The sequence below is a fragment of the Sphingobacterium sp. UBA7038 genome, from assembly GCF_002494055.1.
In the GTDB taxonomy this organism is placed as follows: Bacteria; Bacteroidota; Bacteroidia; order Sphingobacteriales; family Sphingobacteriaceae; genus Sphingobacterium; species Sphingobacterium multivorum.
The window spans coordinates 132,324-146,583 of record NZ_DLAV01000008.1; the positions used below are offsets into that span (position 1 = coordinate 132,324).

A 14,260-nucleotide genomic window follows, 5' to 3' on the forward strand; every position below is an offset into this window, starting at 1 on the left:
CTTTTTTTACTTTAGGTCAAAATTAGTTGACTTGTATGATCCTATTGCTCAAAAAACTCCATCGGTATTGGTATTTTATCAGCGTTCTACTTGTTTTTCTTCTGTTTTTCCCTTATATCTATTTTTTAGCACGACGTCCCGAAAAAAATTATGCTCGGATTGCCCGTATGCGACGCTGGGTATCAGTTGGTGGTTCGGCCTTAGCTGGTGTATTTTTTAAGGTGAGCTATGAATCAAAAATAGATTGGAACCGTTCCATGGTATTGTGTCCCAATCATACTTCGGTCTTGGATATAACAGCCCTTACCTACTTGTGCCCAGCTCCTTTTTCATTTATTGGAAAAGCTTCCCTGCTTAAAAACCCGGTTACACGCATTTTTTTCAAAACAATAGATATCCCGGTCACAAGAAGAAGTAAAGTATCTTCTTTCAAGGCTTTTCAACGTGCCAATGAACTCGTCCGAAGCGGAACAAGTGTGGTTATCTTCCCAGAAGGAAAAATCGACGATGGTTTCCCCCCACAGATTCACGCATTTAAATCCGGAGCCTTTCGAATTGCTATTCAGAATGACGTTCCCACAGTACCCATTATTATAGAAAATGCCTGGGATATCTTTTTCGATGACGGCTCGAAAAGAGGGTCTCGGCCGGGGATAGTTAAAATACATGTATTCAAGCCGATAGAGACTAAAGATTTTAACGATGATAATGCATCGGAACTAGAAAAAGTTGTATATGACAAAATGCATTCCTATTGGATTATGAAGAATAAATCGTATTTTCATAACCTAGAGAACCTCCAAAAAATATGTCAGGAAAGATCTTAATCGAAATCAAGGATATTGCCAGAGAGTACCAAATTGGTGCAGAAACAATTCATGCCTTAAGCTCCGTTACACTCAACATCCATAAAGGAGAATTTGTTGCCTTAATGGGGCCTTCAGGATCAGGCAAGTCCACGTTAATGAACATTCTCGGTTGTTTGGATACCCCTAGCCGGGGAGAATATATCCTCAACGGGATTAATGTGAGTGACATGACTGACGATGAACTCGCCGAAGTAAGAAACAAAGAAATTGGTTTTGTCTTTCAAACGTTTAACCTATTACCAAAGAATACAGCACTTGAAAATGTTGCACTTCCCCTAATTTATGCGGGCTATAATAAAGTTAAACGTGAGGAAAAAGCTACTGCAGCATTGGAAAGTGTCGGCTTAGGACATCGTATGGATCATAGGCCGAACGAGCTCTCAGGAGGACAACGACAACGTGTGGCTGTTGCAAGAGCGTTGATCAACGATCCATCCATTATACTTGCCGATGAGCCAACAGGAAACCTTGATACCAAAACGTCTATTGAAATTATGGGTCTACTGGAAGAAATTCACTCCAAGGGCAATACCATTATCCTAGTGACTCATGAAGAGGATATCGCATTACATGCACACCGTATTGTACGCATGCGAGATGGCTTGATCGAAAATGATTATCCAAATCCTGATATTAAATCCGTGTCCCCAAGACTTAATGCGTTAAACGAAAAGGGAAGTGATTTTGAGAATATCTAAAAATATTATAACGTTAAAAATCAACCACTTACATTAAAACCACAAAAATAACACGTGATTTACTTGCTTAAGTTAAATTAAATCATAGTTTTGCGAAAATAGAGAACTTAAATTGTTTTTATATGTATTGGACATTAGAATTAGCTTCGCATCTAGAAGATGCACCATGGCCAGCAACAAAAGATGAATTAATCGATTACGCTATTCGTTCGGGTGCACCTGTTGAGGTGATTGAAAACTTACAATCTCTTGAGGACGATGGTGAGCCATATGAAAATATCGAAGAAATTTGGCCCGACTATCCAACAAAAGACGATTTCTTCTTCAATGAAGATGAATACTAAAAAATAAAAAACGCCTTTTTAATAAAGGCGTTTTTTATTGAAAACATCCCCCTCTTTTCGGAGACACCTCAGTATGGTGTATACCGATTAGCTCCCGAGTTTTTTTATTCCATGGTTTTAATCCATTTAGATGAAGCTAAGTCTTACAGATATGAAGATAAAATTAAAGCTATTGTTGTTCCTATTGATTAGCTGTATGGTCAGCCAAAGCCTATTTTCTCAGGAACAACAAACATCCAATGAATATATTGTTGTTTTAAAAAGGTTTGTCCAACGTTTACATGATCCTAGTCTAGCTACTGATATTATACTAAGTCAAGATCTAATCACATCAAAAAAACTAAACGAAGACCTGCAAGAATACTTATTGGCAAGCATCGATGAAATCAGGATAAATGTACAGAGCAAGAATATCAACCAACTGGAATATCTTAGCTTTGCTCAAGCGGGAAGAAAAGAAACCAGTGATATCGATCTCGAAGGTATTGATCCACAACAAGTCTACTTTGTCAAATACCTCAAGCGTTTTGTATTTGCTGCCGTTATTCGTGATAGAAAAATAGCTTCTTTTACATTAGTCTCTAAAGGTAACAATAAGGCCCATTTTGTATTCTATTAATTTTCATCTTGTTTTCATCGCCCCCATTTTATCAGATACCTGCTCTTATAACCCTTAAATATCACGCTCAGGCTTACATAAATGCGCGCTTATCAGGTTTTATTTTACAGCATATTTGTGAGCAATATTAAGCCAATGATGCTTTCTTAAAAATTTTTCAATAAAAACACTTGCATTTTATAATTCTATCAACCATATTTGTATTAATAAAAACAACAATGATAACAACTGTCTCAAATAAAGCTTGGTGGTGGCACAACGAATAACGTTGTGGCAAATTCCTATTGCATTATTTGATTAATACGTCAAGATATGATGGGCTTGCCTAAATAAGGTAAGCCCTTTTTTTATTTAAATTACCATGAAAGAAATTTTAGCGCATTTATTTGAATACAAGACATTTTCTCGGCAAGAGGCCTACGAGATTCTAACCAACATTGCCATGGGCAAATATGACAGCCACCAAATTGCGGCATTTATGACCGCTTATGGTATGCGCAGCATTCGCGTTGAAGAGCTTGGAGGGTTTAGGGATGCGATGTATGATTTATGTCTCAAACTGGATTTTGATGGTTATGATTTAATTGACCTTTGCGGTACAGGTGGGGATGGTAAAAATACCTTTAATATCTCGACAATAGCATCTTTTATCACAGCTGGGGCTGGTTACCATGTCGCAAAACACGGTAATATCGGGGTATCTTCGAGCTGTGGTTCTTCCAATGTCATGGAATATTTAGGCTATCAATTCAGCAACGATAAGGCTGAACTACAACGCCAGCTTGATGAAGCCAACATCTGTTTTCTCCATGCACCATTGTTTCACCCTGCAATGAAAACTGTTGCCCCGATACGTCGTGCATTGGGTGTTAAGACTTTCTTTAACATGTTAGGGCCATTGACAAATCCTTCCAATCCTAGATTTCAGTCTGTTGGTGTATTTAGTTTAGAATTGGCAAGACTATATGGTTATTTATACCAAAACACCAACAAACAATATTCCATTATTCATGCTTTGGACGGTTATGACGAGATATCCATGACTGGTGATTTTAAGTTAATCAACAACCAAGGGGAAAATTACTACAACATGGAAGAGCTTGGTTTCACCCCAGTCTCAGCCCAGGAGCTGACAGGAGGTGAAACGGTAGCGGATGCCGCCCACACATTCTTATCGATATTGAACAATCAGGGTACAGATGTGCAGAACAATGTTGTTTTGACCAATGCCGCATTTGCGATCAAGACCTTTAACCCCGAAAAATCTTTTGGCGACTGTTTTTATGAAGCAGAAGGTTCATTGATGGGAGGTAAAGCTTTACGAAGTTTCCAAAAACTAATCAAAAAATAAAATGGCGGTCAAAGTAAAAGTTTGTGGTATGAAATATCCCGACAATATAACCGCTGTAGCTTCCTTGGGCATCGATTATATGGGATTTATATTTTATGATCAATCCAAACGTTATGTTGGTCAAAGCTCCTCCGCATACATTAAGGAGCTTGACGGTCTAAGCAAAGTCGGCGTTTTCGTCAATGCTAGCCTCTCAGCAATTCTAGATAAAATAACTGAATTCCAACTAAATGTAATTCAATTGCATGGCGATGAATCTGTCGAATTCTGTCTTGAATTGAAAGAAAAATCAGGGGTTATCATCTTGAAAGCCTTCGGAGTTGATCAAAACTTTGACTGGATACAGCTTGATCCTTACGCTAAAGTTGTGGACTACTTTTTATTTGATACCAAAAGTAGTTCCTATGGTGGTACAGGAGTACAATTTGACTGGTCCCTATTGGACCAATACAAACTTACTACCCCCTATTTTCTCAGCGGTGGTTTAGATCCCGAAAATATCAAAACAGCGCTAGAAAGAAATGATCCACGACTATATGCCCTGGATTTAAATTCAAAATTTGAAGTAGAACCCGGCTTAAAAGATATTGCGCTATTAAGCCACAGTATAAATACAATTAAAAAATGAGTATATATCAAGTCAATGAAAAAGGATATTATGGTCCCTTTGGAGGAGCCTATATCCCTGAGATGCTCTATCCAAATGTGAAAGAGCTACATGAAGAATATCTCAAAATTATCGAAGAAGAGAGCTTTCAGGAGGAATTTAACCAACTGCTCAGCGATTATGTCGGACGTCCTTCTCCATTATATCATGCCAAGCGTCTATCTGAAAAATATGGAACTACGATTTACTTAAAACGGGAGGATCTTAACCATACCGGAGCGCATAAAATCAACAATACCATTGGCCAAATTCTATTAGCGGAACGCCTGGGCAAAAAGCGCATCATTGCGGAGACAGGCGCAGGACAGCATGGCGTAGCGACAGCGACCGTCTGTGCGCTCAAAGGTATACAATGTGCAGTGTACATGGGAGAAGTTGATATTCAACGTCAGGCTCCAAATGTAGCACGGATGAAAATGATGGGTGCCGAAGTTATTCCGGCAACATCAGGGTCCAAAACGCTAAAGGATGCTACCAATGAAGCTTTGCGAGATTGGATCAACAATCCTGTCGACACCCATTATATCATTGGGTCTGTTGTGGGACCACATCCTTATCCCGATATGGTTGCTCGCTTTCAGTCTATTATTTCTGCCGAAACGAAAAAACAGCTCTTGACAAAAACAGGAAGAGAAAATCCAGATATTGTATTGGCCTGTGTCGGTGGAGGCTCCAATGCGGCAGGTATGTTCTATCATTACCTCGATGAAGAATCGGTTCAATTGTATGCCGTAGAGGCCGCTGGCCACGGTGTTGATTCAGGCGAATCCGCTGCTACAACAGCATTAGGAAAAGAGGGAGTTTTACATGGAAGCCGATCTATACTTATGCAAACAGCGGATGGCCAGGTCATCGAACCTTACTCCATATCGGCGGGACTCGATTATCCCGGTATTGGCCCCCAACACGCTTGGTTATTCAAATCCGGTAGAGGTAACTATGTCAGCGTAACTGACGACGAAGCGATGCGTGCAGGTCTTGAGCTTACGCGATTAGAAGGTATCATACCGGCTATTGAGAGTTCTCATGCGCTGGCTTATCTGGAAAAAATACCTTTTAAAGGCGATGAGACTGTCGTTGTCTGTCTTTCTGGACGTGGTGACAAGGATCTAGATAATTATATGAAATACTTTGATTTTTAAGGCATGAATACAATTGAGAAAAAAGAAGGTACCCCCCTTTTATCGATATATTTTACAGCTGGGTATCCAACATTGGACAGCACAATCCATATTGCAAAGAAATTGGAAGATGCCGGCGCGGACTTTCTGGAAATCGGTTTCCCTTATTCCGATCCAGTGGCAGATGGACCTGTCATTCAGCACAGTTCTGAAATTGCCTTGGCAAATGGTATGACTGTAGAAAAGTTATTTAATCAGTTGAATGACCTGCGTAAGCATGTCAGTATCCCCGTATTTTTGATGGGCTACTTTAATCCTGTACTTCAATTTGGTGTGGAAAGATTCTGTGAAGCATGTAAAAATGTAGGCATTAATGGTGTCATTATACCCGACCTACCAATGGATGAATACGAAGAACTTTACAAAGAGACGTTCGAGAAAAATGGGATCGCCAATATATTCATCGTAACACCGCAGACTTCTGAAGAACGCGTCAGAAAAATAGACAGCCTTTCTAGGAGCTTTATTTATTTACTTTCTTCCAATGCAACGACGGGTAAAACACTTGATGTTGGAGACGATACAGCAGCTTACTTTAAGCGGATACATGATCTCCAATTAAAAAACCCATTGATCGTTGGCTTCGGTATCTCCGATAAACCGACCTTTCAAAAAGCAAGCAAGCATACGGCGGGTGCCATTATAGGTACTGCATTTGTAAAACGGTTAAAGGAACCGGATTATCTCGACCAAATCCCAGCATTTATCTCGTCTATCAAAGCTTAACCTACAGGCTAAAAATTAGCAAAGCATTATTTTTTTAATAAGAGTTCGATCTAAAGTCTTTTTTCTTGGATCGAACTCTTATTTTTAAGACGGTTTTTGAAAATGTATTTTTTCAAAGAGAATATCTTTGCTGCCTTAATTAACCAAGCAATAGGCGGCCCGTCAAATCTATACTGATATAACCATGGATACACGAAGAGATTTTTTAAAGAAAGCGGCTATGCTTGCCGGGGGAGCATCTCTCTCCCATGTTATTCCATCCGCTATTGCGAAGGCGATGGCTATTAATCCAGCATTGGGCAGCACCTTTTATGATGCCGAGCACGTCGTTTTATTAATGCAGGAAAACCGTTCATTTGATCATGCCTTTGGAACACTACGTGGTGTAAGAGGCTTCAATGACCCAAGAGCTATCCGTCAACCCAATCGAAATAAAGTATGGTTTCAGACGCAAAAATCCGGAGAAACATTTGCCCCCTTCCGATTGGATATCAAAGATTCAAAAGTTACCTGGATGGGCTGTCTTCCGCACAACTGGACCGATCAAACCGACGCAAGGAATAAGGGTAAAATGAACAGATGGTTGGATGTAAAACATTCTGGATTTAAAGAATTTGCCGATCTACCGTTGACTATGGGACATTATACCCGTGAAGACATTCCTTTTTACTACTCTCTGGCAGACTCTTTCACAATCTGTGACCAACACTTTTGTTCGAGCATCACCGGCACGAATCCAAACCGGCTTTATTTCTGGACGGCCAATATCCGGGAAAATCTGACAGGAAAAGCCTTAGTTTGGAATGGAGACTCCGAGTTTAGCGGGAAAGCAACATGGACCACTTTTCCTGAACGCCTTTCGGAATTAGGCGTAGACTGGAAAATCTATCAAAATGAAATTTCTTCAAGCAGTGCTGGTTATAGTGGAGAGGCAAACAGCTGGCTCGCCAATTTTGGTTGTAATCCGATGGAGTACTTCCCCCAATATCAGGTCAAATATCATCCCCGCTATCGCCAGCTCCTGACTCTAAAAAAAGAAGATCTCGAGCGCAAAATTAGCGAAACACCAGCTGCCGAAGCACTTGAAGATTTAAAGAAAAATCTCAAGCATATTCAAGAAGAATTACAGCGATATACAGCCGATAACTTTGAAAAGCTCGACGAGCGGACAAAAGATATTCATCGCCGTGCCTTTGTTAACAACAGTGCGCAGCAAGATTATATGGAATTGGAAACAATGCATTATCAAGAAGGGGGGCAACAGCGCGAGTTACAGATCCCTAAAGGAGATGTCCTGTATCAATTCCGAAAAGATGTTGAGGAGGGTAAACTTCCAACCGTATCTTGGTTAGCTCCGCCCCAGCTTTTTTCTGACCACCCCGATTCTCCTTGGTTCGGCGCATGGTATGTCAGCGAAATTATGGACATTCTCACCCAAAATCCAGAAGTTTGGAAAAAGACAATTTTTATACTTACTTATGATGAGAATGATGGGTATTTCGATCACTTTGCACCCTTTACAGCACCAAACCCTGATGATACAGAAAGTGGAAAAGTATCCGAGGGAATAAATCCTGCATTGGAATTTGTACGCCGCGATGAGCAATATTATCCTGAAAGCGGAAGAGAAAGCAATATCGGTCTTGGCTATCGTGTACCGATGATTATTGCTTCTCCGTGGACCAGAGGCGGTTGGGTCAATTCACAAGTGTTTGACCATACCTCCAGTTTACAATTCCTGGAGAAGTTTATTAATCACAAAATCAATAAAAATATAAAAGAAACCAACATCAGCACTTGGCGGCGTACTGTATGTGGAGACTTAACTTCGGCATTTAGACCCTATCATGGCGAAACCATGAACAAACCTATTGTGCTGGAGCGGGAACCTTTTATCCAAGAGATTCACCAAGCCAAGTTCAAAGGTCTTCCCATGGGGTTCAAAGCGCTTAGCGCAATGGAGATCAAACAAATAGAGCAAGACCCCGGCAGTTCACCCTATTTCCCAAAACAAGAAAAAGGGCTTCGGGATTCATGTATCCTTCCTTATGAACTTTATGTGCATGGCGAATACCAATCCAAAGGGGATTACCTGGTCACATTTGAGGCTTCAGATAAAATTTTTGGCAAACAGGCCGCAGGCGCACCATTTACAGTTTACCATGCTGCTAGCTACAAAGGAGAAGTTGGAACCTCCAGAAATTATGCGGTTGCTCCAGGAGATCATGTAACAGACCATTGGCCGCTAGATGCCTTCGACAAAAGAATGTACCACCTCGAAATCCATGGTCCAAACGGATTTTATCGGGAATTTAAAGGCGACGCGGATAATCCACATGTAAAGATCCGCTGTACGTATGAAAAAAGTAAAAATGAAGCAGCATTTACTGGCCGTTTGTCTTTCTCCTGTACAAACAATGGAAAAACAACCGAGCAACTTATTTTTGAGGATCTCAGCTATGGAAAGGAAAAAAGAAGTTTGCAACTTAAAGGTGGACAATCCATCACGATACATTTTGAATTGGCTAAACAAAACTTTTGGTACGACTTCAGCCTTACTTGCAATGGTTTTCTAAACTTCGAAGAACGATATGCAGGTCGTGTAGAGATTGGAAATGCCGGAAAAAGTGACCCTTTATTAAGCCGATAAACAACACGAATGGGAGCATCTAGAAAATGTTCCCATTCTTATAAAATCTTCCTTGAGTAGTCAAATTTAAGGGACTAAACTACATAGGCTGTTTCCCTGTAAAGTGCTCCTAAAAAACACCGAACATACTGTACTATTCCTGTATACGACGAGCCAGATGGTAAAATCCCTTGTACAATAGAATTGCCCCAACAATCAAAAAGATAGCTAGCAAATACGAGCTGACCGGATTGATAAATAATAAATTCATAACTTTGGTAAATTTTAGTTTTTCATTTGTTACTACAAGTTATAACATTTATCCAAAATATTACAAAAAAAAATTACATATTTTCTTTATTTTTGCTTCGATGAAGAAAATTGCACTATTAATCGGCCTATTTTTCTATTTGCTCGCAGCAAGTGGTGCCTCAGTGCATCTTCATTTTTGCCAAGGGGAAACACAAAGTGTATCGTTATCGGAAAGCCATAATATGGCCTGCCCTCTGTGTGCCAAGTCTGCAAAAAAACAGCAGAAACACTGTCATGAAACAGGAAGCTGTAAAGATGTTAAGATCGAAGCACAAAAGGTCGATAAATTCAGCAGAGTAACACAAAATCTTGATTTCAACCATTTTTCTCCTGCGATAATTACGCTTCATTGGATACTTAATTATTATCATTTCGCTGGGGAGGAAGACGATTTTTCTAAACTAACGTATACCGATTTTGCGAGTTACAATAGACAGAGCTCTCCTGTTTTTATTCTCAATCAAAATTTTAGAATTTAATATCACCTCTTTTCACTGAACGCAGTTCATTTTCTTGAATTGATCGAAGTCCACTATAGTTTTTATATCTCGCGAGAATAGCAGACTGTTATTCCCAACATTCATCTTTTCGTAGCTTATCACGGAACAAAAAAGTGGATTTTAAATCATTCAGCAAAAAAATTGTAGAACTGAAAAAAATAAATCCGTACCCCTTGCATGTGGTTGCGCGATATCATGAAGGTAAAATTAAATGCTAGTTGAAGCGAATACTCTTAATTAAAATGATGAATCAAATTTTCAAAAAAATATATACAACGACCATCCTATCCTTATTTTTTCTGGCATTTGTACAGGCACAGACCGACAGTACCCGCACACTTACAGTGGCTGGAAATTGCGCTATGTGTAAAAAACGTATTGAAACGGCCGCAAAAATGCATGGCGTAGAAACGGCCATTTGGAATGCAGGAGACAACCTATTGCAAATCAAATATAACCCCCAAAAAGTTCAGTTGGAGGCAATCAAGAAAAATATTGCTCAGGTTGGTCATGATGTTGACAACCTGGTGGCCACTGATGAAGCCTATGCTAAACTCCATGAATGCTGTATGTATCCGCGACTGGAAAATGGCAAAGTACCCGAAAAGAAAGCGGTGACAACCGATAACCATGATCATCCACATACCGTTACCGGTGTTGTTGTTGAAGAAAATGAAAAGAGGGATCTTAAACCCATCATTGGCGCCAATTTACACTGGGCCAACCTCCCAACCAAAAACACAAGGACAAACGAAAATGGTGTTTTTAAATTGGACCACAAAGAAGGGTTCAACAAATTGGTTGTAAGTTATGTTGGGATGAAATCTGACACCATCACCATCAAAGATCTGCATGAAGTCATTATGATTACAGCGAAGGGCAATGTGTTGATGGAAGTCGAGGTTAAAGGAACACGACGCTCAAATTATATTGACCGTATGACACCTGCACGACTAGAAGTTCTTACCGGAAAAGAGTTATTCAAAGCCGCTTGCTGTGATTTAAGCGAAAGCTTTGAAACCAACGCCTCCGTCGATGTCGTCAGTGCTGATGCAGTAACAGGCAGTAAACAGATTCAAATGCTAGGCCTTAGCGGTATTTATACCCAATTAACCGTTGAAAATTTACCTGGGCCACGTGGGCTCGCTTCTCCTTTAGGTTTAAATTCTATTGCAGGGACATGGATTGAATCAATTCAAATTGCGAAAAGTATCGGTTCCGTAGCCAACGGTTTCGAAAACATGGCCGGACAGATCAATGTCGAATTGAAGAAACCTCAAAATTCAGAAAAATTGTTTTTTAATGCCTATGCAAACAACATGGGACGTACAGATGTCAACTTAAATCTTTCACAAAAAATTGGTCAGCATTGGTCCACTGCAGTGCTCCTGCATGACAATTTCATGTACAATAAATCCATGAACTTTAGTCACAACGGTTTTAGAGATATACCCGTTGGCAATCTATTCTCTGGTGTCAACCGCTGGTTTTATGAAAATGGAAAAGGGCTTATGGTACAATTTGGGGTTAAATATCTCAATGACGACCGTACAGGCGGACAGATTGATTTTAACAAAAAGACAGATAAAGGTACGACAAATCGCTATGGTTTGGGATTTGATATCGAACGCGTAGAAGGTTTTGCTAAAATTGGTTATGTGTTCCCCGAAAATAAGCACCGCAGCATAGGTCTCCAGCTTGCAGGATCAAACTACAATCAAAAAAGCTATTTTGGGCTCAATAACTACGATTCGGAGCAACAAAATGGATATGCTAATCTCTTATTTCAAGATATTATCGGGACAGTCGCCCACAAGTATCGCGTTGGTGCCTCCATTAATTATGACAATTACAATGAGTGGTATTTAAAAGATCAAAACTTCAAAAGGAAAGAAGTGGTTTCGGGAGCATTTGCAGAATATACCTATAGTCCATCAGAAAAATTTGATGCCATTATTGGTCTTCGCCAAGACTACAACTCCCTGTATGGATGGTTTACAACACCACGCATCCATTTACGTTATGCCCCGCTTTCGGGAACAACAGTTCGAGCTAGCTCAGGAAGAGGTCAACGTACTGCAAATATATTTGCGGAGAACACGGCAGTATTGGCTAGTAGCAGAAAATTGGTTATCCAATCGCCTAATATATACGATAAGGCTTATGGCCTACAACCTGAAGTCTCCTGGAATAGCGGAATAGCGATAGACCAAAGTATGCGGATCTTCGGACGTGAGGCTTCGGCATCAGTTGAATTTTTCCATAACAGCTTCTCTAATCAGGTCGTGGTCGATTACGAAAATCCCCGAGAGATCAATTTTTATAATTTGAATGGAAAATCTTTCTCCAATAGTTTGCAAACAGAATTTCGCTTGATGCCAGCACCACATTTTGAAACGAGGTTGGCCTATCGCTTACTTGATGTTCAAACTGATTTTGAAAGTGGCAGAAAGACCAAACCGCTATTGGCCAAACACCGTGGTTTTGTCAACCTGGCATATAATCACCATTCTGGCTGGAGTGTAGATTATACATTGAATGTCGTTGGACAAAAACGCATTCCATCAACAGCAGAGAACCCCGTTGAATATCAAATGCCTACAGCATCAAAGGCTTATGCGACAATGAATGCGCAGATTAGCAAAACTTTTGGGAAAGAGAAAAACTTCACCGTGTATGTGGGCGGAGAAAATCTGTCTAATTATTTCCAAAATATGCCAATCCTTGCCGCGGATCAACCCTTTGGAAACTATTTTGATACGTCAATGCTTTGGGGTCCTTTAACAGGACGCATGTTCTACACCGGCGTTCGTTATTTCATCAAATAACAGGTAAGCTAAAAAAAATCAAAGAGTAATAAAAAAGCGGCAAAAGCCGCTTTTTTTATATTAACTTTTTCAATTCTTGATAAAGCTTTGCCGTGGGTAATCCGACCACATTATTGTATTCCCCTTCTATCTTTTTTATGGCGATTAAGCCGATCCATTCCTGTATTCCATAAGAACCTGCTTTATCTAGTGGCGAAAATTGAGTAACATAATGATCGATTTCATCCAGCTCTAGTTCGTAAAAATAAACAGTTGTCGTCTCGACAAAAGTGCTCATCTTACCCTCCCATGAGATCGCTACAGCAGTCAGCACCACATGTTTCTGACCAGACAAGTTTGTTAGCGTTTCTCTGGCTTCCTGTTCATCTTTGGGCTTACCTAAGATTTCGCCCTTATCCGATACCACAATAGTATCGGCACAGATAACCAAACAATCTTTTTTATCCGCAAATGCTTCCGCTTTACAAATAGCAATTTGACGAACGACCTCAGCTGCAGACAAATTCGGATCCACATATTCTGCCGTTTCCCGTACGTCGACTTCAAATGTCAGTCCAAGCCCTGCTAACAGCTGCTTTCTCCGTGGAGACTGAGACCCTAATATAATTGTTCTATTTTTTAGATTTTTCAACATCCCTATATGCTTTTTACCGTTTCATCCTCATACCAGTTGCCTTGTACTTTCATTACCTTTTCGATCAATTCACGTACAACTCCCTTTCCGCCACAAAAACCAGACACATAATGTGAAATTTTCTTGATCTCTTCTACTGCATCTGCCGGAGAAACAGCTATCCCAACGGACTTCATGCAGCTAAGATCAGGGATATCGTCGCCGATGTACATCAATTGATTTAATTCAAGCTTGTAATCACAAGCAAGTTCTTTCATTTTAGAAAGCTTGTCCGTAACTTTTGAATAGACTTCTTTGATCCCCAAACCCTTCATCCGCTGCTCGACGCCCTTCGAACCTCCACCTGTGATAATAAAAATCGGATAACCTTTCTTGATCGCCAACTGCATGGCATAGCCATCTTTTATATGAAATGTACGTAACTGATGCCCTTCTTCATTAACTTGCACAGTACCATCAGTCAGCACACCATCTACATCCAATACAAATGCTTTTATCGATTTAAATTCAGTCAATACCATAAATATATTTTTTGTAAAAGTAAGGCATTTCGAGTAATAATTCGCGAAGCGATACTGATCTAATTGACAACACTGTCAGATAATTATTCAGATAAGCCAAAATATCATTTGTGTGTCACAACATAGTTGTATTAGCAACTTATTCTTAAAAATATTTGGATGCTACGGTATATTTACCGTATCTTTGTAGAAGATAATTAAAGGTTATCTCGCTATGAAACACTAACAACAAGCAATCAGAAGAGTTATTGACTTGAAGCTTGCATAAGATTAAAAAAACAATCATTTTTAGTTTTCACGGCACAACACGGCAACTAATTTAGTTTAGAAGCCCTTAAAGAGTCTTTTCATAATTTAGGTTTATAATTGGTTAGTAACGAA

The 14,260-nt window shown here is 39.8% G+C and carries 13 protein-coding genes; 11 read left to right on the top strand and 2 right to left on the bottom strand.

Going from position 1 to position 14,260, the window contains the following annotated elements:
* Positions 1-35 precede the first annotated feature (35 nt).
* The 11 genes from B3H30_RS03600 (at position 36) to B3H30_RS03650 (ending at position 12,724) form a co-directional block, all read left to right on the top strand.
* A complete protein-coding gene (locus B3H30_RS03600; RefSeq protein ID WP_286833309.1) occupies positions 36-827 on the top strand; it encodes a lysophospholipid acyltransferase family protein in 792 nt (263 codons plus the stop codon).
* Positions 809-1,567: an ABC transporter ATP-binding protein gene (locus B3H30_RS03605; RefSeq protein WP_070562268.1), complete on the top strand. Its 759-nt coding sequence runs from the start codon at positions 809-811 to the stop codon at positions 1,565-1,567. The genes B3H30_RS03600 and B3H30_RS03605 overlap by 19 nt, the downstream gene beginning before the upstream one ends.
* Before the next feature lie 122 nt (positions 1,568-1,689).
* Positions 1,690-1,911, top strand: coding sequence for a DUF2795 domain-containing protein (locus B3H30_RS03610; protein WP_028072584.1), 222 nt, complete (start codon positions 1,690-1,692; stop codon positions 1,909-1,911).
* A 151-nt stretch (positions 1,912-2,062) separates the two neighbouring features.
* Positions 2,063-2,530 (top strand): hypothetical protein, encoded by a 468-nt coding sequence (locus tag B3H30_RS03615; protein ID WP_139144911.1) that lies wholly within the window; start codon positions 2,063-2,065, stop codon positions 2,528-2,530.
* Positions 2,531-2,891: 361 nt separating this feature from the next.
* Positions 2,892-3,881: an anthranilate phosphoribosyltransferase gene (trpD, locus tag B3H30_RS03620; protein ID WP_286833311.1), complete on the top strand. Its 990-nt coding sequence runs from the start codon at positions 2,892-2,894 to the stop codon at positions 3,879-3,881.
* A 1-nt stretch (position 3,882) separates the two neighbouring features.
* On the top strand, positions 3,883-4,509 hold the full coding sequence (locus tag B3H30_RS03625) for a phosphoribosylanthranilate isomerase (protein ID WP_112373782.1): 627 nt from the start codon (positions 3,883-3,885) through the stop codon (positions 4,507-4,509).
* Positions 4,506-5,690, top strand: a complete 1,185-nt coding sequence (gene trpB, locus B3H30_RS03630) for a tryptophan synthase subunit beta (RefSeq protein WP_286833313.1) — start codon at positions 4,506-4,508, stop codon at positions 5,688-5,690. Before B3H30_RS03625 ends, trpB begins: the two co-directional genes overlap by 4 nt.
* Positions 5,691-5,693: 3 nt before the next feature.
* Entirely contained in the window at positions 5,694-6,455 is a 762-nt protein-coding gene (gene trpA / locus B3H30_RS03635; protein ID WP_286833316.1) for a tryptophan synthase subunit alpha, read from the top strand.
* A gap of 184 nt (positions 6,456-6,639) precedes the next feature.
* Positions 6,640-9,105, top strand: a complete 2,466-nt coding sequence (locus B3H30_RS03640) for a phosphocholine-specific phospholipase C (protein ID WP_286752335.1) — start codon at positions 6,640-6,642, stop codon at positions 9,103-9,105.
* Between the two features lie 170 nt (positions 9,106-9,275).
* The gene (locus tag B3H30_RS03645) at positions 9,276-9,875 is read left to right on the top strand and encodes an HYC_CC_PP family protein (RefSeq protein ID WP_201639734.1); all 600 of its coding nucleotides are present in this window, start codon (positions 9,276-9,278) and stop codon (positions 9,873-9,875) included.
* Positions 9,876-10,138: 263 nt separating this feature from the next.
* A complete protein-coding gene (locus B3H30_RS03650; protein WP_286833317.1) occupies positions 10,139-12,724 on the top strand; it encodes a TonB-dependent receptor domain-containing protein in 2,586 nt (861 codons plus the stop codon).
* Positions 12,725-12,779: 55 nt separating this feature from the next.
* On the opposite strand, the gene B3H30_RS03655 is transcribed toward B3H30_RS03650, so the two are convergent.
* Together B3H30_RS03655 and B3H30_RS03660 are read right to left on the bottom strand one after the other, a co-directional pair.
* Positions 12,780-13,358 (bottom strand): Maf family protein, encoded by a 579-nt coding sequence (locus B3H30_RS03655; protein WP_115047264.1) that lies wholly within the window; start codon positions 13,356-13,358, stop codon positions 12,780-12,782.
* A 2-nt stretch (positions 13,359-13,360) separates the two neighbouring features.
* Entirely contained in the window at positions 13,361-13,879 is a 519-nt protein-coding gene (locus tag B3H30_RS03660; protein ID WP_070562067.1) for a KdsC family phosphatase, read from the bottom strand.
* Positions 13,880-14,260 lie beyond the last annotated feature (381 nt).